At 68.1% G+C, this 17896-nt stretch carries 18 protein-coding genes; 11 read left to right on the forward strand and 7 right to left on the reverse strand.

Annotation, left to right across the window (positions count from 1 at the left end; translation table 11 throughout):
• Positions 1–67 precede the first annotated feature (67 nt).
• Positions 68–448 (forward strand): hypothetical protein, encoded by a 381-nt coding sequence (locus ACW17W_RS02225; RefSeq protein ID WP_492078939.1) that lies wholly within the window; start codon positions 68–70, stop codon positions 446–448.
• 48 nt (positions 449–496) lie between these two features.
• On the opposite strand, the gene ACW17W_RS02230 is transcribed toward ACW17W_RS02225, so the two are convergent.
• On the reverse strand, positions 497–1687 hold the full coding sequence (locus tag ACW17W_RS02230; protein ID WP_492078941.1) for a CaiB/BaiF CoA transferase family protein: 1191 nt from the start codon (positions 1685–1687) through the stop codon (positions 497–499).
• A 160-nt stretch (positions 1688–1847) separates the two neighbouring features.
• On the opposite strand from ACW17W_RS02230, the gene ACW17W_RS02235 reads away from it, so the two are divergent.
• On the forward strand, positions 1848–3038 hold the full coding sequence (locus ACW17W_RS02235) for an acyl-CoA dehydrogenase (RefSeq protein ID WP_492078943.1): 1191 nt from the start codon (positions 1848–1850) through the stop codon (positions 3036–3038).
• Between the two features lie 26 nt (positions 3039–3064).
• Here the strand turns inward: ACW17W_RS02235 and ACW17W_RS02240 are convergent, their stop codons facing one another.
• Entirely contained in the window at positions 3065–3841 is a 777-nt protein-coding gene (locus ACW17W_RS02240; RefSeq protein WP_492078945.1) for a DUF3313 family protein, read from the reverse strand.
• A 128-nt stretch (positions 3842–3969) separates the two neighbouring features.
• On the opposite strand from ACW17W_RS02240, the gene ACW17W_RS02245 reads away from it, so the two are divergent.
• The 4 genes from ACW17W_RS02245 (at position 3970) to ACW17W_RS02260 (ending at position 8498) form a co-directional block, all read left to right on the forward strand.
• Entirely contained in the window at positions 3970–4812 is an 843-nt protein-coding gene (locus ACW17W_RS02245; RefSeq protein ID WP_492078947.1) for a response regulator transcription factor, read from the forward strand.
• Positions 4813–4885: 73 nt separating this feature from the next.
• Positions 4886–6334, forward strand: coding sequence for a sensor histidine kinase (locus ACW17W_RS02250; protein ID WP_492078949.1), 1449 nt, complete (start codon positions 4886–4888; stop codon positions 6332–6334).
• A 52-nt stretch (positions 6335–6386) separates the two neighbouring features.
• Positions 6387–7832, forward strand: a complete 1446-nt coding sequence (locus ACW17W_RS02255) for a trypsin-like peptidase domain-containing protein (protein ID WP_492078951.1) — start codon at positions 6387–6389, stop codon at positions 7830–7832.
• A gap of 309 nt (positions 7833–8141) precedes the next feature.
• Entirely contained in the window at positions 8142–8498 is a 357-nt protein-coding gene (locus ACW17W_RS02260; RefSeq protein WP_492078952.1) for a DUF2794 domain-containing protein, read from the forward strand.
• A gap of 57 nt (positions 8499–8555) precedes the next feature.
• Here ACW17W_RS02260 and ACW17W_RS02265 read toward each other — a convergent pair whose 3' ends face one another.
• Entirely contained in the window at positions 8556–9305 is a 750-nt protein-coding gene (locus tag ACW17W_RS02265) for a Bax inhibitor-1/YccA family protein (RefSeq protein WP_492078954.1), read from the reverse strand.
• A gap of 125 nt (positions 9306–9430) precedes the next feature.
• Between ACW17W_RS02265 and thpR the strand changes: the two genes are divergently transcribed.
• The 3 genes from thpR to mmcB are packed head-to-tail and all read left to right on the forward strand — an operon-like array spanning position 9431 to position 11012.
• On the forward strand, positions 9431–9970 hold the full coding sequence (thpR, locus tag ACW17W_RS02270) for an RNA 2',3'-cyclic phosphodiesterase (RefSeq protein WP_492078956.1): 540 nt from the start codon (positions 9431–9433) through the stop codon (positions 9968–9970).
• Entirely contained in the window at positions 9970–10527 is a 558-nt protein-coding gene (locus tag ACW17W_RS02275; protein WP_492078958.1) for a GNAT family N-acetyltransferase, read from the forward strand. The genes thpR and ACW17W_RS02275 overlap by 1 nt, the downstream gene beginning before the upstream one ends.
• A gap of 41 nt (positions 10528–10568) precedes the next feature.
• Entirely contained in the window at positions 10569–11012 is a 444-nt protein-coding gene (gene mmcB / locus ACW17W_RS02280) for a DNA repair putative endonuclease MmcB (protein ID WP_492078960.1), read from the forward strand.
• An 18-nt stretch (positions 11013–11030) separates the two neighbouring features.
• Here mmcB and ACW17W_RS02285 read toward each other — a convergent pair whose 3' ends face one another.
• Both ACW17W_RS02285 and ACW17W_RS02290 read right to left on the reverse strand, forming a co-directional pair.
• Complete coding sequence (locus ACW17W_RS02285) at positions 11031–11588, reverse strand: ActR/PrrA/RegA family redox response regulator transcription factor (protein WP_492078961.1); 558 nt, start codon at positions 11586–11588, stop codon at positions 11031–11033.
• 66 nt (positions 11589–11654) lie between these two features.
• A complete protein-coding gene (locus tag ACW17W_RS02290; protein WP_492078963.1) occupies positions 11655–13163 on the reverse strand; it encodes an ActS/PrrB/RegB family redox-sensitive histidine kinase in 1509 nt (502 codons plus the stop codon).
• A 131-nt stretch (positions 13164–13294) separates the two neighbouring features.
• Between ACW17W_RS02290 and ACW17W_RS02295 the strand changes: the two genes are divergently transcribed.
• Complete coding sequence (locus ACW17W_RS02295) at positions 13295–13918, forward strand: SCO family protein (protein WP_492078965.1); 624 nt, start codon at positions 13295–13297, stop codon at positions 13916–13918.
• A 56-nt stretch (positions 13919–13974) separates the two neighbouring features.
• Here the strand turns inward: ACW17W_RS02295 and ahpD are convergent, their stop codons facing one another.
• Positions 13975–14508, reverse strand: coding sequence for an alkylhydroperoxidase, AhpD family (ahpD, locus tag ACW17W_RS02300; protein WP_492078967.1), 534 nt, complete (start codon positions 14506–14508; stop codon positions 13975–13977).
• A gap of 267 nt (positions 14509–14775) precedes the next feature.
• Complete coding sequence (locus tag ACW17W_RS02305) at positions 14776–15330, reverse strand: peroxiredoxin (RefSeq protein WP_492078969.1); 555 nt, start codon at positions 15328–15330, stop codon at positions 14776–14778.
• 260 nt (positions 15331–15590) lie between these two features.
• On the opposite strand from ACW17W_RS02305, the gene katG reads away from it, so the two are divergent.
• A complete protein-coding gene (gene katG / locus ACW17W_RS02310) occupies positions 15591–17840 on the forward strand; it encodes a catalase/peroxidase HPI (protein ID WP_492078971.1) in 2250 nt (749 codons plus the stop codon).
• The last annotated feature ends 56 nt before the right edge of the window (positions 17841–17896 follow it).

Consider the following 17896-nt stretch of genomic DNA (forward strand, 5'->3'; position numbering starts at 1 on the left):
TTTTCGTGCTGGCGGTTGACAGGTTTCGGAAGGTTCTTTCGTCTCCTGTCTGTGGCGGTCTGACGCCATGCACTGGATCGCATTCCTCATTGGCGGCTTCTATCTGGTCGGCGGGCTGTTCGCCCTGCGGCAGGCGCGGATGAATCTGCTGCTGGATCAGGCCCTCTCCCGGATCAGTCTGAAGCCGACGGCGCAGGAGGACCGGATCGCGGGCGGATGGATGTTCGCCGGGGCCTTTCTGACCACCGGCTCAGGCCTGGCCCTGATCTTTCTCAGTCGCTGGGCGGTGATCGTCTTCGGACTGTGCTGGCTGTCCCAGGCCGTCTATCTGCTCTGGGCGTCGCGAACCGAGGACTATGGCCGTCCGGCGACCGTCAACGCCTTCATCCTCTATACCTTCGCCAGCGCCCTGGTGCTCTGGTTCTGGACACGGGGAGTCCTGGACTAGCGAAATCGAGGGGGTCGGACGCGGCGCGCTGCGGATGTCTGCAGACGCTCAAAGGTCGTCCAGCGCCGCCAGCACTCCGGCCGTGTCCGCGCCCAGGGCCGGAGGCGGGCGGTCGTAGGCGACGGGGGTTTTCGACAGCCGGATGGGGGAGGCGACGGTGCGAACGGCCTCGGCGAGGTCGGGGCGCGGCTGTTCGACGACCAGTTTCCGGTGAATGGCCTGGGGCTCCTCGAACACCTTGTCGATCGTATTGACCGGCCCGCAGGGCACGCCGGCGCCTTCCAGAGCAGTCATCAATCCCTGCATGTCGAACCGCATTGTCAGGGCCGAGAGGTCGGCCGTCAGGATGTCGCGGTGGGCGATGCGGGCGCCATTGGTGACGAAGCGGGGATCCTCGCCCATCCCCCCGGCGTCCAGGGCCTGACACAGGGCGCGATACTGGCGATCATTGCCGACGGCCACGACGACCGAACCGTCTGTGCACGGAAAGGGCTGATAGGGAACGAGATTTGGATGGGCATTGCCCATGCGGCCAGGCGCCTCGCCCGAGACGAACCAGTTCGACGCCTGATTGGCCAGTATGCTGGCGGCGACGTCGAACAGGGCGATATCGATATGCTGGCCCTCGCCGGTCGCCCGGGCATGCAGCAGGGCCGCGAGAATGGCGTTGGCGGCCGTCATGCCGGTGAAGAGGTCGACCACGGCCACCCCGACCTTCATGGGGCCGGCGCCCGGCGATCCGTCCGCCTCGCCCGTGATGGACATCAGCCCGCCCATGGCCTGGATCATATAGTCGTAGCCGGGCCGCCCGGCGTCCGGCCCGTCCTGACCGAAGCCGGTGATCGAGCAATAGACCAGACCTGGACGGATGGCCGCGAGGGCGGCGTGGTCGAGGCCGTATTTCGCCAGCCCTCCGGTCTTGAAATTCTCCACCACCACGTCGCAGGTGGCGGCCAGCCGGCGCACCGTCGCGGCCCCTTCCGGGGTGGCGATATCCAGCTCGACCGATTTCTTGCCCCGGTTGGCCGCCATGAAATAGGCGGCGTCGCCCGCTGATCCGTCGGTCCGGGTGGTGAAGGGCGGGCCCCACTGGCGGGTGTCATCGCCGACGCCCGGCCGCTCGATCTTGATCACCTCGGCGCCCAGATCGGCCAGGGTCTGGGTCGCCCAGGGTCCGGCCAGGACGCGGCTGAGGTCGAGGACGCGAACGCCCGAAAGGGGGCCGGGAGACTGGGTCATGCGCCTGACTAACGCGTCTGCACCGGCCCGAGAAGCCGGGCTGTATCTCCCCGCCCCTACCGGTGGGCGTGGATCTGTCCTAAACCGCGTCCGGAACGGGGGCCGGTCGTCGCATTGTGTCACGACCCGGGACCGGTCCCGCCACAATCGGGAAGAACGCATGGCTGACGGCGCCGCCACCACCGCACAGACCTTTAGATGGGATGATCCCTTCGACCTCAACGGCCGGTTGACCGAGGACGAACGGGCCATCCAGGACGCGGCGCGCACCTATGCCCGCGAGCAGCTGCTGCCCCGCGTCGTCGCCGCCTTCCGGGACGAAACCTTCGACCGCGCCATCATGACCGAGATGGGCCAGATGGGTTTCCTGGGGGCCACCCTGCCGGAACAGTATGGCGGCTCGGGCGTCAGCCACGTCGCCTATGGGCTGATCGCGCGCGAGATCGAGGCGGTGGACAGCGGCTATCGCTCGGCCATGTCGGTGCAGTCGTCCCTGGCCATGTATCCGATCTACGCCTTCGGCTCGGAGGAGCAGAAGATGCGGTTCCTGCCCCGGATGGCGGCCGGCGAACTGGTTGGCTGTTTCGGCCTGACGGAGGCGGACGGCGGGTCGGATCCGGCCTCGATGAAGACCAGCGCGGTCGCCGTCGATGGGGGCTATACGCTGAACGGCGGCAAATACTGGATCACCAACTCGCCGATCTCGGACCTGGCGATTGTCTGGGCGAAGCTGGACGGGACCATCCGGGGCTTCATCGTCGAGCGCGGGTTCGAAGGCTTCACCACCGGCAAGATCGGCGACAAACTGTCGCTGCGCGCCTCGATCACCGGCGACATCGGGCTGAACGACGTCTTCGTGCCCGAGGCCAATCTGCTGCCGGGGGTCAAGGGGCTGCGCGGGCCGTTCTCGTGTCTGAACAAGGCGCGTTACGGCATCGCCTGGGGCGCCATGGGGGCGGCGGAGTTCTGTTTCCACGCCACGCGCGACTATGTCGGCGAGCGGATGCTGTTCGGCCGGCCGCTGTCGTCACGCCAGCTGGTGCAGAAGAAGCTGGCCGACATGCAGACCGAGATCTTCCTCGGCTTCGAGGGCGCCCTGGCCCTGGGCCGTCTGCTGGATCAGGGCGCCTGGGTCCCCGAGACCATCTCGATGATGAAGCGCAACAACTGCGGCAAGGCCCTGGCCATCGCCCGCGAGGCCCGCGACATGCACGGCGGCGCCGGCATCACCGGCGAGCTGCACGTGATGCGCCACGCCATGAACCTCGAGACGGTCAACACCTATGAAGGCGCCCACGACGTCCACGCCCTGATCCTCGGGCGGGCGATCACCGGGGAGAGCGCCTTTTAGCCAGGGCGCGACAGCACGCCATCGCCTCAGTCGCGCTTCGGCTCGTCCGGCTTCGATCCCGTGTTGACCTCGGGGACATAGAGGCCGGTGACCAGTCGGGTCAGGAAGCCGGCCGGCTGGGTGCGGGGACCGAAGCCGGCGCAGGGGTCGGGGTCGGAGATCGGGCGAACGGGCCGCTTCGGCTCGGAAATGGCGTCGCCGACCGCATCGCCGAACGGTTCGGCCATCTGCAGGGCGTCGCCCACGCGCGACAGGGACGGGGTGTCCGTCCCCACCACATTGGCGTTGCGGGCCCAGGCCAGGGCCGCGACCGGACGTCCGCCCGGCTCCAGAAGCTCCATCTCGGCCGCCAGCCCGCCGGTCGTGCCCGGGACGCGGAAGGTGCCGGGTCCCGGAATGAAGGCGTTGGCGACGGCCGAGACACCGGACGCCGCCTGGCCTGTCGGCCTCACCCCGGTGACGCCGACGCGCAGCCGCGCCGCCCCTTGCGGCGTTGTCGCCAGGGTGAAGCGCTCGCTGACCTCATAACAGACCTGCCGGTCCACCTCGCGCAGCACCAGGGCCCGCTCGGCCGGGGCCAGAGTGCTGTCGGCGCCGATGACCATGACGGCCGGCTCCAGAAAGACCCGGTCGATCGCAGTCACGGCCGCGTCGTCCCGCCGCTCGCGGATGGAGGCGCGCAGGGTGTCTGTACGGGTCGAGAGGCCGCCGTATTCACTGAGAAAACCGCTGTCGGCGCCGGGCGCCGTCTGGCAGGCCGCCAGGCCGGCGCTCGAAAACACCAGCATCAAGATCCGCTTCATCGTCATTCCCCGGAGGTTCTGCGGCCGCGCGGTGCGCCGCCTGCCCCTACGAACGTCAGATAGCATCAGATGGCTCCCGCATTGTCATTCGGGCGCAGGATCGTATCCTGACGGCCGGAGGGCTTGCCGTGAACACCGAGATTGCGCCGGACCCCGCGTCCGGATCGAGCGTCAACGTCGATGACCCGTTTGCGGCGCTGGCCGGCATGTTCGAGGGGCGTCGCGTCCTGTTGCTGGAGGACGACCCAAGCCTGGCCGAACACGTCGCCGAGCGATTGATGAGGGCGGGGTTCGGCGCCGTCGACCGCTTTGATGCGGGCGAGACGGCGCTCGCCTCCGCTGCCGCCCAGGCCTATGACGTCCTGATCCTGGACCGCATGACGCGCGGACTGGACGGGCTGTCGATGCTGAAACGGCTGCGCGCCGGTTCCGGGCCTTCGTGCCAGGCGCCTGCCCTGATGCTGACCGCCCTTGGGGGCGAGGGGCAGAAGGTCGAAGGGCTGCTGGGCGGGGCCGATGACTATCTGGCCAAGCCTGTGGGGGACGAGGAACTTCTGGCCCGGATCGCCGCCCAGTTGCGCCGGCACCCCCGCCATGCCCGCCCCCATGGCGCCGATATCCTGAACGGTCCCTTCCGCCTGTCGCAGGGCGCCCGGACCCTGAAACTGGAGACGACACGGGCCGACGGATCAAACGGCTCGCGGTTGATCGACCTGTCGCCGCTGGAGTTCTCCATCGTCGCCGAACTGATGCAGGCGCGTGGCCAGCCGGTGACCAAGACCATGCTCTGGGACCGCTGCTGGGTGGAATGGAAATTCCTGCCCGACAATTTCGTCAACATCATCGACGCCCGCATCAGCGCCTTGCGCCGCCGGTTGAAGGAGCAGGCGCCCGAGATCGGCGAGGACCTGCACCCGCTGATCGTCTCGGCCCGGAGCCAGAGCCTGATTTTCCGCGATCTGGACGTGTGATGCGAAGCCCGGGCCCCGAGGCCTCCCTGGCCGGACGTCGGCCGCGCGACGGCTTTTCATGAGGCGCTGGCGAATGAGCTTCGCCGACGGTTTGCGCGACTGGCTGGGCCGGCGAACCTCGACCCAGTTGCTGGCCGCCATCGCTGTTCTGGCCGCGGCCGCCCTTTCGGGTTCGCTTCTGGTCACCGGTCTGGCGGTGCGCACGGACCAGCGTCAGCAGGCGGCCCTGGCGGCCCTGGACGATTTCGCCGCCGTCACCCTGAAACTGGGCGAGGAATCCAGCCTCGGCGTCGAGGCGGTCACGGAGGGCGATGCCTTCTATCTGTCCAGCCTGCTGGCGGCGCTCCAGAGCGGACCCGGCCGCGATGCGGTGTCGCTGGAGGAGACCTGCCGGACGGGGCGGGGCGGGGCGGGCGTCCGCTATATCCGGGCCCCGGTCGGCAAGCCGGCGGGGCTGGCGGCCCTGGAGAGTGCGCGACGCATACGCCTGTCGCGCCTGGGGCCGGACATCTATGCCGTAACCCTGCCGCCTGGAGCCCTGTGTCCCGGACGCGCGGTCGAGGCGGTGGTCGTGCGTCGGCCCTTTGGGTCGCTGGAGGTCTCGGTGGGGCGGGTCGTGGACCGGTCGGGCAAGGCCTGGGGCTGGGCTGTACTGGCGGTCATCACGACCGGACTGGTGATTCTCGTCTCCGGTCTGGCCGCCTCGACCTGGTCGCGACGTCGACTGGTCCACGCCATCGCCGAGGTCAGCCAGGCGCTGGACCGGGCGGCCGTCGGCGACTTTTCGCGTCGCGCCACCGAGGTCGGGGTGGCGCCGGAACTCACCGAACTGACGGTTCAGGCCAACCGCACCCTGGACCGGCTGGAAGAACTGATGACCTGGCTCCGCGACTCCAGCGACCAGCTGGCCCACGATTTTCGAACGCCCCTGGCCCGCGCGACCGCGCGACTGGAGCAACTGGCCGAGACCGACGATCTGAAGGCCCGCAGCCGGCTGGGACGGGAGGCGGCCCGCGACCTGCGTCAGCTGACCCGTCAGATGACCGAGGCGATGGTCCTGCGCGAAGGGGAGGCCTGGCGTTTCGAGACGGTCAGGCTGGACCATCTGGCCCGGGCGGTCGCCGACCTCTATGAACCGCTGGCGGCGGACCGGTCGGTGACGATCGAGGTGGTCGCCGACGAGGCCGCCGCCGTCCTCGGGGTTCCGTCCCTGCTGCAGAGGATGGCGGCCAATCTGATGGACAATGCCGTGAAATTCTCGCCGGAAGGCGGGACCATCGTGGTGCGCGCCTTCGCAAGCGAGGCCGGCGCCGGTCTTTCGGTGCGCGATCACGGGCCGGGCCTGGATCCCCGACTGCTGTCCGACCCCGCGCTGAGAGCCGCGGCGGCGGAGGCGGACGGCCGCGAAAGCCATGGGCTGGGCCTGAGCTTCGTGCGCGCTGTGCTGCGTCGCCACGGGGGGGAAATGACGATTGATGACGCGCAACCGGGGGCCATCGTCACCGCGCATTTCCCGCGCTAGGGTCTGGTCGGAACGTCGGCGCAACTCTCGCGGCGATGCACGGGAATTGTCGATGTCGCGCGTCTTCTCCTTGTCGAACCGGGCTGTCCCGGTCGCCCCGCTTGTGGTGGTCCTCGGGCTGGCGGCGCTCTCGATCCCGGTGCAGGCCGCGCCGGTGCGACAGGCTTCGCGTCCGACTGCCGCCGCGCCGGTTCTGCCCCTGCCCTATGACGAGCGGCGCGGCGTCTTCACCTTCGCCGCCGGCCTGGAACGGTCGCTTCCGGCGGTGGTCCAGGTCACGACCCTGGGGTCCTCGCGCGGTCCGAGCTCGGACGAGAATGCGGCCAAACCCCTGCAATCCGGATCGGGGGTCATCATCGACGCCCGCGAGGGCATCATCGTCACCAACAACCATGTGGTCGAGGGCGGCGGCAAATATACGATCGACATGACCGACGGCCGGCTGTTCGATGCGGTGCTGATCGGCACCGACAAGGCCACCGACATCGCGGTTCTGAGGATTCAGGCGTCGGGCCTCTCACAGGTCGAGACGGTGGATTCCGATACGCTGCGGACCGGCGATCTGGCATTCGCCGTCGGCTATCCTCTGGGGCTGGACCAGACCCTGACCATGGGGGTCATTTCCGGTCTGGGCCGGTCCGGTCTGGGGGATGCGGTCGAGGACTATATCCAGACCGACGCGGCGGTGAATTCGGGCAATTCCGGCGGGCCCCTGCTGGACAGTCGCGGCCGCCTGATCGGCATCAATACCTCAATCCTGTCCGGCGGGTCGGACCCGCTGGGTCTGGGAGGGCGAGGCGGCAACGACGGCATCGCCTTCGCGGTGCCGACGCGGATCATGATGTTTGTCGTCAACCATATCCGCGAAAACGGTTCGGTCACGCGCGGCCGTATCGGGGCCGTGCTGGGGTCGCTGAACGCCCGCAGGGCGCGCGACTTCGGCCTGCATATCGTGCGCGGTGCGGTGGTGGAGGACGTGGCCCCGGGTTCGCCGGCCGAGGCTGCAGGCCTGCGTCGCCGGGACATCATCCTGCGCGTCCAGAACCGGCCTGTGGCCAATGCCGGCTCGGTCCTGGCCACGGTCGGCATCGCCCCTCCGGGGACGCGTCTCTCGGTTGTCTATCTGCGGGACGGACGCGAGACCACGGCGGCCATGACGGTCGCGCCGATGGAGACGCCGCGCGTCGTCGTCGGCCGTGATTCCGTCCTGGCCTGGGGCGCCCAGTTCAGCCTGGGTCACGGCGGTGCGGGCGTTCGCGTCGACTCGGTCGAGGGCGGGTCTCCGGCCGCCCAGAGCGACCTGCGGGCCGGCGATGTCGTGACGGCGGTGAATGATCTGGCGGTCGCGGATCTGGCCGGGATGGCGGCCGCGCTCGGCGAGGATGTCGCCGCCCACATCCTGACGGTGAGGCGCGGCGAGGAGGTCATTGCGATCACCCCCGGTTCAGCGGCTCGGGCCGCGACGACGACCGGCGCTGACCCGGTGCCTGAACCCTGACGGAAGAATTTCGGGGCCAGACGACAAAACGCCCGCCGTGCCGGGAGGGGGGAGTGGCAGGCGGGCGTTTCGCTTGGAGGAAGCGCCGGCCCGTCGAAGCCCGTTTACTGGAAACATCCAGGGGGGCTGGGGGGGCTGTTCAGGTTCCGGGACGCTTCCGAACTCCGACTGGCCGACACTCAGGTTTTCGCCGTCCAAGCGGGCGGACGAAGGACCGAAAGGGGGCCATTTCGTGTCCGGGGCCCTGGCGGTGTATCGGACCTGTCACTGCAGTGGCGCGGGCGATTTACCCGGCCTAACTTCAGTCTCATGAGCGCTGATTTCACCCGCGGGGGTTCCGCCGATCCGGACGGCGGCCCCGGCCCCGGTCCTGTCTTTTTCCAACGCCGGGAGCTGGACCTGATCCTGAGGGTCTATGGTCGTATGGTCGCCGCCGGGGAATGGCGCGACTACGCCATGGTCGGCCAAAAGGACCTCGCCGAGTTCGCCATTTTCCGCCGCTCGGGCGACGCCCCCCTGTATCGCATCGAAAAGCGCCCGGCCCTGCAAACGCGTCAGGGCCAATGGGCCGTCATCGGCGAGGGCGGCCAGGTTCTGAAACGCGGCCGCGAGCTGGACCAGGTGTTGAGGGTCTTCGACAGTCGACGCTTCCAGATTGTGGAATAGAAAAAGGCCCCGGTGTTTCCACCGGGGCCCCATCAGATTGTTTTGGCAGGGACGGCCTCAGCGACGGCCGCCCATGAAGGCCAGCAGGAACTGGAACAGGTTGATGAAGTTGATGAACAGGCTGAGCGCGCCGTAGCCGGTGGCCACGCCCATGGCGTTCTGGTCGCCGCCCAGGGCGTAGTAGGTCATCTTGAGACGCTGGGTGTCGTAGGCGATCAGGCCCGAGAAGATCAGCACGCCCAGTCCCGAGATGATCAGGTAGAAGGTGCCGGACTGCAGGAACATGTTCACGATCGAGGCGACGACCAGGCCGATCACGCCCATGATCAGGAAGCTGCCCATGGCGGTCATGTCCTTTTTCGTCGTGTAACCGAACAGGCTGAGGCCGCCGAAGGCCGCCGCCGTGACGAAGAAGGTCGAGGCGAGCGAGCCGCCCGTATAGCGCAGGAACAGGACGCCCATGCCCGCGCCGATCGAGGCGACCACAGCCCAGTAAAGCAGGTTCACGCCCTTGGCCGACGGGTTCTTCATGAAGAACATCGAGCCGAAGATCAGCGCCAGCGGCAGGAACTGGATCACCAGACCCAGGACCGTCAGCCCGGCCAGACGACCGGTGGCGTCGACCACGTACAACAGTTGCTGCACGGGCGGATAGTTGCCCGTGACGAAGGCAAGGGCGCCGGCGACCACCAGACCCAGGGCCAGTTTGTTGTAAACGCCCAGCATGAAGCTGCGCAGGCCGGCGTCCACCGACATGTCGGCGGTTTGCGGCAGGGGGCGCGCAAAGCCGTTGTTGAAATCGCTCATGGCGAAACTCGTCTCCATTCGCCGGAGGTCTCTCCGGTCTTCAGTCCCAATATCGTGCGGGAGGGGCCGTCCCGCAAGAAGAACCGGGCTTCCGGGCCATGGTTCCTGCCGCTACCAAGGGTCGCATGCTTCGCCTGTTCGCCGCATTGCCGATCCCGTGGGACGTCGCCGAGACCCTGAAACGGCGCCAGAGCGGCCTGCCGGGTGCGCGCTGGCGACCGCCGGAGGCCCTGCATGTGACCCTGGCCTTCTACGGTGAGGTGGATGAACGCCGTGCCGAAGACCTGGCGGCCGAACTGACCCGGGCGACGGGCGGCGGTCCGTTCGAGATCGCTCTGAAGGGGGTGGGCGCCTTCGGCGATGATCACCGCAGCCACACCCTCTGGGCGGGGCTTGAGCCAAACGAGAGGCTCAACGTTCTGGCGGGACGCTGCCGCGCTGCAGCGGAAAGGGCGGGGGTGCGTCTGGAGCCGCGCGTCTATCGCCCGCATGTGACCCTTGCCTATCTCAAGACCCAGACCAATCCGGACCGGATCGGGGCCTGGATCACGGGTCACAACCTGCTGCACTCGCCGCCGATCCGGGTCGACCGCTTCGGACTCTGGTCCAGCATGCTGACCGACGACGGCAGCCACTACGAACTGGAGCGGGAGTATCTGTTGTGATGTCCGACCTCGGCCCCACGATCGAAACGGATCGCCTGATCCTGCGTCCGCCTGCGCCGGAGGATTTTCCGCGCTGGGCGGATTTCATGAGCGACCCGGAGACGACCCGCTTCATCGGCGGGGTGCAGTCCAAGCACGAGGTCTGGCGCTCCATCGCCTCCATCGCCGGCATGTGGGCCTTGCAGGGCGAGGGGATGTTCTCGGTGATCGAGAGATCGTCCGGCCTCTGGCTGGGCCGGATCGGGCCGCTGCATCCCTATGGCTGGCCGGGCCATGAAGTCGGCTGGAGCCTGCATCGCGACGCCACGGGCAAGGGCTATGCCGTCGAGGCGGCGGTCGCGACGATGGACTACGCCTTTGACCGCCTGGGCTGGACAGACGTGATCCACTGCATCGACGGCGAGAACCACGCCTCCGCCGCCGTCGCCCGGCGGCTGGGCTCGACCCATCGCGGCCCCGGCGTCCTGCCGCCGCCGTTTCAGGATCACGCGGTGGACCTGTGGGGCCAGACCAAGGCGGAATGGGCCGTGAACCGGTTGGCGCTCACCGCCGACTGACGGCGGTTGAAACCGGAACGGACCCGGAACATAATGGCGGCATGTCCGCCGCCGTCCATCTGGAACTGGTCTTCAGTCGCCCCGAAACCACGCGGTCGGTCACGACAGGTGCGGCGAGGCTGCTGGCGGACATGGGCTATGCCCCGCTGCTTGAGGTCTGCCTGCCCAACGGGCGCCGCGCCGACGTCATGGCCCTGGGCAAGAAGGGCGACATCGTCATCTGCGAGGTCAAGTCGGGGGTCGACGACTATCGCGTCGATGGCAAATGGCCGGAATACGGCCCGTTCTGCGATGCCTTTTTCTTCGCCGTGGCGCCGGAGTTTCCGCAGGACATCCTGCCGGATGCGCCCGGTCTGATCGTCGCCGATGGATTCGGCGGAGCGGTGCTGCGGGAGGCCCCGGTCCAGCCCCTCGCCCCCGCTCGCCGCAAGGCCCTGATCCTGGCCTTCGCACGACTGGGGGCGATGCGGGCGATCCGTGATTAACCTGGCGCCCTTGGCCGCCTATCGCGGGGCCCGCTTGGCAAGGATGCGCTGCAAGGTCCGGCGGTGCATGCCGAGGCGGCGCGCGGTCTCCGAGACGTTGTGTTCGCACAGTTCATAGACGCGCTGGATATGCTCCCACCGCACCCGGTCGGCGCTCATGGGGTTTTCGGGCGGTTCCGGGGCGGCGTCGCCGACGGCGAGCAGGGCCTTGACCACGTCATCGGCGTCGGCCGGCTTGGACAGATAGTCGACCGCCCCGGCCTTGACCGCCGCCACGGCGGTGGCGATGGCCCCATAGCCCGTCAGCATGACGATGCGGGCGTCCTCGCGCTTCTCGCGGATCGCCTCCACAACCTTCAGTCCGTTGCCGTCGTCCAGACGCATGTCCAGCACCGCATAGGCCGGGGCCGCCGCGCGGAGGGCTTCACCGGCCTCCAACACCGACCCTGCGGTCGTCACGGTGAATCCACGTGACTCCAGCGCCCGGCCCAGTCGGGTGCGAAGGGCCTGGTCGTCGTCCAGCAGCAACAGGCTGCGGTCGGGCAAGGCGGCGATACGGTCCTCGATCGTGGTCATTCTATCTGCCCAAAGCCCCTGTTTGTGTGTGCAGTACGGGCCAAGTCGGCCTGCGGATGATGAGGGTCAAGGCGCGCGGCGATCTGTCGCTGGCGACAACTCGAGGGCGGTCCGTGGCCAGCGGATCGAAACCCGGGCCCCGCGCGCTGCCCCCGCCGGGCCATCGCCGGCCGTGACGGTGACCTTGCCGCCGGTTCGCTCGAGCAGGGTGCGGGCGATGAAGAAGCCCAGACCCATGCCGCCCTGGCTCGGGGCGACGGACAGGGCGGGCGCCGGTTCCGCCGGCGCCGGGCTGCGCCGCCGGGTTCCCCGGGATGGTTTGCGCGACGCCGTCGCGGCGGCCCGGATCTGCGCCGCCAGGGCCTGTCGCGCCTTGCCGTGCGGACGGCTGGTGACATAGGGCTCGCCCAACCGGGGCAGGATGTCGGCGGCGAAGCCCGGTCCGTCGTCCAGCACCTCGATCTCGATCTCCCCGGCGTCGACGGAGGCGGTCACCCGCACCCGGCTGTTGGCGAAATCGGCGGCGTTCTCGACCAGGGCCGACAGGCCGTGAACCACCTCGGGCAGGCGTCGGACCAGGGGCTCGTCGCGCCCGTCCGGAACCACCACGACGGTCGCGATGTCGAGGTCGAATCCGAGATGGGGCTCGACCACCTCCTGGAGCAGAGCCTTCAGGCCGATCTCCGAATAGAGGGCGTCGCCGTCCTCGGGGCGTTGCGACAGGCGAGTGAGTATGCCCCGGCAACGATCCGCCTGTTGCAGCAGCAGGGCGGCGTCCTCGGCGACCGGACTGCCCGGCCGGGCCTCGCGCAACATTTCCTTGGCCACGACCTGGATGGTGGCGAGCGGCGTGCCCAGTTCGTGCGCCGCCGCCGCCGCCAGCCCGCCCAGGGCCGCCAGCCTCTGCTCGCGCTGCAGCACGTCCTGGGTGGTCGCCAGCGCCAGTTCCAGCTTTTCCGCATCGGCCGCCACCCGCCATGCATAGGCGGCGGTGAAGACCACTCCGGTGACCAGGGCCATGCCCAGTCCGAGCCGGTAGAGGCCGGGCAGGACCAGCTCTGTGCCCGAAATCCACGGCAGGGGCAGGGACCAGAAGGACAGCACCGCCGTGGCCGCCAGCACCATCAGGCCCAGGCGGATGGCCTGACGGCCCGGCAGCGAGGCCGCCGCAACCGTCACCGGCGCGACCAGCAGGAGGCAGAAGGGGTTCTCCAGTCCGCCGGTCAGGGCCAGAAGGGTCGACAGCTGAAGGATGTCGAACCCAAGGTGCAGGGCCGTCAGCCGGCCGTCCGGAAGGCGGCTGTCGGCGCGACGGAGCTGGAACAGGGAGGCCAGGTTGACCAGGGCCCCGACCGCGATGGCGATCATGCATTCCATCAGCGGCATGGGGAAATGCAGCAGGTCGTGGGCGATCAGGACCGTGGCCGTCTGGCCCAGCAACGCCAGCCAGCGCAGGATGATCAGGGTTCGCAGCGAAAGCCCGCGGCCGCGACGGGGCAGGTCGCGCCAATGGCCCCGTTCTGCCCTGTAGGTCGGGGCCTTGTCGCCGCCCGCGGGCCCGGAAACGTCGTTCATTCGATCTCCGGCCGCAGCCGCCTGTCGTGATGTCGCAGCGGCTTCATTCGCCGGTCCGACCGTCCTATAGACCGGTCCGGGCGCCCTGTCGGCGCCCGTGATGTCGCTCCCGGCGTCGCCAAGGAACCGCCATGCCCCGTCGCTCGATCCTGCTCTTCGCCGCCGCCTGCGTGATCCTGGCAGCCGGAATTGCGGCGGCGACCATCGCCGTTGTCGGCGGACGGGATCCCCGGGGCGCACCCGGGGCGGAACAGTCGAGCGGCCAGCCGGCCGTCGGCGGTCCCTTCACCCTGACGAACCAGGACGGGCAGGCGGTCGATCAGACGATCCTCAACGGCCGATGGAGTCTGGTCTTCTTCGGCTTCACCTACTGCCCCGACTATTGCCCCACGACCCTTGCGACCCTCGCGGCGACCCGGACCGAGCTCGGCGATGCGGCGAACGATCTTCAGATCGTCTTCGTCAGCGTCGATCCGGCCCGGGACACGCCGCAGGCGCTGAAGGACTATCTGTCGTCCGACGGCTTTCCGCCCGGCGTCATCGGCCTGACCGGGACGCCGGAACAGGTGGCGTCAGCGGCAAAGGCCTATCGCGCCTATTACGAGAAGGTCGGGGAGGGCGAGACCTATACGATGAACCATTCGCTGACGATCTATCTGATGGGGCCGGACGGCCGCTTCCGCTCGTCCTTCGCCCACGACCTTGGCCCGGAACGCTCGGCCCAGCTGATCCGGCGGGTCATGGCGCGCGGATAGCAGAAGGGCCCGATCTGGCGACCGGGCCCTTCGAAGACGCAAACTCAATCCAGGCCTCAACCCGCGAGGGCGGCCTCGGAGGCGATGATCCGGCTGGCCGCGTGGACGACGGCCGCAATACGGAGGGCGGCCTGGATCTGGGTCGCGGGCATGGCGTGCTTCTTCAGCTCGCTCTCGTGGGCGTCCAGACAGGCGCCGCAGCCATTGATGGCCGAGACGGCGGTGGACCACAGTTCAAAGTCGATCTTCTCGACGCCCGGATTGGCCAGGATGTTCATCCGCAGGCGGGCCGGCAGGGTCTGGTACTCCGGATTGTGCATCAGGTGCAGCGACCGGTAGTAGATGTTGTTCATGCCCATGATGGCGGCGGCGGCCTTGGCGGCGTTCATCGCCTCGGGCGTCAGCACGGTCGCGGCCTGGGACTCTATGGCGCGGACCACGGCGGGCGTGCCGATGGCGTGGGCCGAGGCCAGGAAGGTCCCCCATTTCTGCTGGTCATTCAGCAGGGTCTCATTGGCCAGGGAGGACAGGTTCAGCGAGATGTCCTTGGCATAGGCCGGCAAAAGTTCGCGCAGGGCGTCGATGGACATGGTTCGGGTTTCCTTCGGAAACGCGGCTGACGCTCGCGACGCGGTCGCTCGCTGCTTGAGCCGCAGGGCAGGATTCATATTGGAGGGCGCCGACGCGCGCTCAAGCAGCGAGGCCTCGCAGGCCGAGCGATAGCGCTCTTGCAAGAACGGCGAGTGGCGAGTGGCCTGCCTTGGTCGCTCAGAGCCACGCTCACCGGGAAAAGACGGCGAGCGGCTGGCGGCGGGACGATCACTCGCCACTCGCCACCAACCACTCGCCACTTCTTCTTACGCTGCGAGCACGTCGCCGCCGACCGGGCGGTTGCAGGCGCACAGTTCGTCGGTCTGCAGGGCGTCGACAACCCGCAGGGTGTCTTCCGGCGCGCGGCCGACGTTCAGGTTGGTGACGTAGACGTGCTGCACGACGTTGTGGGGATCGACGACGAAGGTGGCGCGCAGGGCGACGCCTTCTTCCTCGTTCAGCACGCCCAGGTCGCGGGCCAGCTTGCCGCCGTTGTCGGCGAACTGCCAGATCGGGAGCTTCGACAGGTCGGCGTGGTCACGACGCCAGGCCAGCTTGACGAACTCGTTGTCGGTCGAGCCGCCCAGGACGATGGTGTCGCGGTCCTCGAAATCCTTGCCCAGCTTGGCGAAGGCGGCGATTTCGGTCGGGCAGACGAAGGTGAAGTCCTTCGGATAGAAGAAGATGACCTTCCACTTGCCCTCGAAGCTGTCCTGGGTCAGGGGCTCAAAAGCCGAGACGCCGTTCTCTTCGTGGCTGTTGAAACCCGGCTTGACGCCGATGATCTTGAAATCAGGCAGTTTTTGACCGACGCCCAGCATGAGGGTGCTCCTTGAGAGATAAGACAGTTTAGACGATGCGGCGAACGGGGAGGACGCTGCTGGCCCCCAGATGGTCCCTCGCATGCGCGAAGTCAAATCGATCATTTCGCATCTGCGAATAGATTCAATCTATGGCGAACCAAAATTCTGCGGGCGTGGTTTTCATAGATTTTGTTGCTTTCAAGAAGAAACTTTATCGATTTTCCTTTTGTCGCGCTTCCGGCCTAGGCTGGCTCCAACACTGACACAAGGAGGAAACCATGGACGGAAACGCTGGCGGACCCACCCCTCTCAACGATCCGAAGAAGGAAAAGGCCGCGCTGCGGTCCCTTCTCGGCCGGACCAACCGCGACTGGTGGCCGAACCACCTCGCCGTGGACATCCTGCACCAGCAGGGGCGGACCGGCGACCCGATGGGCGACAGCTTCAACTATGCCAGGGCTTTCAAGTCCCTGGACTATGCGGCGGTCAAACGCGATCTGACCGCCTTGATGACCGACAGCCAGCCCTGGTGGCCGGCGGACTATGGCCACTACGGCCCCTTCTTCATCCGCATGGCCTGGCACTCGGCCGGCACCTATCGCACCGGCGACGGGCGCGGCGGCGCGGGGGCGGGTCAGCAGCGGTTCGCCCCGCTGAACAGCTGGCCGGACAACGGCAACCTGGACAAGGCCCGGCGCCTGCTGTGGCCGATCAAGCAGAAATACGGGGCCAGCCTGTCCTGGGCCGATCTGATGATCCTGGCCGGCAATGTCGCCATCGAAAGCATGGGCGGACCGACCTTCGGCTTCGGCGGCGGCCGCGCTGACGTCTGGGAGCCCGAAAAGGACGTCTACTGGGGCACGGAAGAGAAGTGGGTCGGCGAAGAGGGCAATGAGACCCGCATCCAGCCCGACAAGGAGATGGCGCTGGAGGCGCCGCTGGCGGCCATCCAGATGGGTCTGATCTATGTCAACCCCGAGGGGCCCGGCGGCGTGGCGGACGCCCTGCAGTCGGCGCGCGACATCCGCGAGACCTTCGCCCGAATGGGGATGAACGACGAGGAGACGGTGGCCCTGACGGTGGGCGGCCACACCTTCGGCAAGGCGCACGGGGCCGGCGACGCGTCCAAGGTGGGCGTCTCGCCCGAGGGGGCCGACATCGCCCAGCAGGGCATGGGCTGGACCTCGGGTCACGAGAGCGGGATGGGCGACGACACCATCACCTCGGGCATCGAGGGCGCCTGGACCCCCACGCCGATCCAGTGGGACATGACCTATTTCGACATGCTGCTGGATCATGAGTACGAACTGGTCCGCAGCCCTGCCGGCGCCAAACAGTGGCAGCCGGTCGGCAATCCGCCGGAAACCCTCGCCCCCGCCGCCCATACGCCGGGCAAGCGGGTGCCGACGATGATGACCACCGCCGACATGGCGATGAAGGTCGACCCCGGTTACCGCAGGGTGATGGAGCGGTTCCGCGGCGATCCGGACTATTTCGGCGACGCCTTCGCCCGGGCCTGGTTCAAGCTGTGCCACCGCGACATGGGACCCAGGGTCCGCTACCTGGGGCCGGAAGTGCCGGCCGAGGACCTGATCTGGCAGGACCCGATTCCGGCCCGGACCGGACCGGACCTGACCGCCGACGACATCAGTGCGCTGCGGGAGCAGATCGCGGCCTCGAGCCTGACCGTGGCCGATCTGGTCTCGACCGCATGGGCGGCGGCGGCGACCTATCGCGGGTCCGACCACCGCGGCGGGGCCAACGGCGGCCGGCTGCGGCTCGAGCCGCAGCGGTCCTGGCACGTCAACCAGCCTGAAAAGCTGGCCCATGTGCTGGAGATCTATGAGGCCATCAAGGGCGATTTTGACGGCGAGCGTATCGTCTCCATCGCCGATCTGATCGTGCTGGGGGGCTCGGTGGGCGTCGAGAAGGCGGCCCGGGCGGCCGGTCACGTGATCGAGGTTCCGTTCACCCCGGGCCGGACCGACGCCAGCCAGGACCAGACCGACGTCGAGGGCTTCGCCGTGCTGGAGCCCAGGGCGGACGGCTTCCGCAACTATCTGCAGGTGCGGTTCAATGTGCCGACCGAGGAACTGCTCATCGACCGGTCGCAGCTGCTGGGTCTGACCGCTCCGGAGATGACGGTGCTGGTGGGCGGCCTGCGGGTGCTGGGCGCCAACCATGGCGGCGCGACCCACGGGGTGTTGACCGACCGTCCGGGTCAGCTGACGAATGACTTCTTCGTCAATCTGATGGACATGCGCACGGCGTGGAAACAGGTCGATGACCACGCGGACGAGGTCTTCGTCGGCACGGACCGGCTGACCGGCGAACAGCTGTGGACGGCGACCCGCACCGATCTTGTGTTCGGCTCGAACTCCCAGCTGCGCGCCCTGTCCGAGGTCTATGCCTCTGCCGATGCCGGCGAGAAGTTCGTGCGCGACTTCGTCGCCGCATGGACCAAGGTGATGAACGCCGACCGGTTCGACGTCACCCTGAATGAAGAGTTCGGCACGGCGGCGGTCTGACGGCGAGTATCCCTTCGCGGCCCCCGGGTCGCGAAGGGATCTTCATAGGGCGTATT

The organism is Brevundimonas sp. FV1ye29L (assembly GCF_058681095.1).

Bases quoted from the DNA above. Each gene is read 5' to 3' on its own strand.
- thpR (WP_492078956.1), top strand. From the start codon at position 9,431: ATGCTTCGCCTGTTCGCCGCATTGCCGATCCCGTGGGACGTCGCCGAG.
- ACW17W_RS02235 (WP_492078943.1), top strand. From the start codon at position 1,848: ATGGCTGACGGCGCCGCCACCACCGCACAGACCTTTAGATGGGATGAT.
- ahpD (WP_492078967.1), bottom strand. From the start codon at position 14,508: ATGTCCATCGACGCCCTGCGCGAACTTTTGCCGGCCTATGCCAAGGAC.
- ACW17W_RS02260 (WP_492078952.1), top strand. From the start codon at position 8,142: ATGAGCGCTGATTTCACCCGCGGGGGTTCCGCCGATCCGGACGGCGGC.
- ACW17W_RS02225 (WP_492078939.1), top strand. From the start codon at position 68: ATGCACTGGATCGCATTCCTCATTGGCGGCTTCTATCTGGTCGGCGGG.
- ACW17W_RS02265 (WP_492078954.1), bottom strand. From the start codon at position 9,305: ATGAGCGATTTCAACAACGGCTTTGCGCGCCCCCTGCCGCAAACCGCC.
- mmcB (WP_492078960.1), top strand. From the start codon at position 10,569: ATGTCCGCCGCCGTCCATCTGGAACTGGTCTTCAGTCGCCCCGAAACC.
- ACW17W_RS02250 (WP_492078949.1), top strand. From the start codon at position 4,886: ATGAGCTTCGCCGACGGTTTGCGCGACTGGCTGGGCCGGCGAACCTCG.
- ACW17W_RS02230 (WP_492078941.1), bottom strand. From the start codon at position 1,687: ATGACCCAGTCTCCCGGCCCCCTTTCGGGCGTTCGCGTCCTCGACCTC.
- ACW17W_RS02285 (WP_492078961.1), bottom strand. From the start codon at position 11,588: ATGACCACGATCGAGGACCGTATCGCCGCCTTGCCCGACCGCAGCCTG.
- ACW17W_RS02305 (WP_492078969.1), bottom strand. From the start codon at position 15,330: ATGCTGGGCGTCGGTCAAAAACTGCCTGATTTCAAGATCATCGGCGTC.
- ACW17W_RS02275 (WP_492078958.1), top strand. From the start codon at position 9,970: ATGTCCGACCTCGGCCCCACGATCGAAACGGATCGCCTGATCCTGCGT.
- ACW17W_RS02290 (WP_492078963.1), bottom strand. From the start codon at position 13,163: ATGAACGACGTTTCCGGGCCCGCGGGCGGCGACAAGGCCCCGACCTAC.
- ACW17W_RS02295 (WP_492078965.1), top strand. From the start codon at position 13,295: ATGCCCCGTCGCTCGATCCTGCTCTTCGCCGCCGCCTGCGTGATCCTG.
- ACW17W_RS02255 (WP_492078951.1), top strand. From the start codon at position 6,387: ATGTCGCGCGTCTTCTCCTTGTCGAACCGGGCTGTCCCGGTCGCCCCG.
- ACW17W_RS02240 (WP_492078945.1), bottom strand. From the start codon at position 3,841: ATGAAGCGGATCTTGATGCTGGTGTTTTCGAGCGCCGGCCTGGCGGCC.
- katG (WP_492078971.1), top strand. From the start codon at position 15,591: ATGGACGGAAACGCTGGCGGACCCACCCCTCTCAACGATCCGAAGAAG.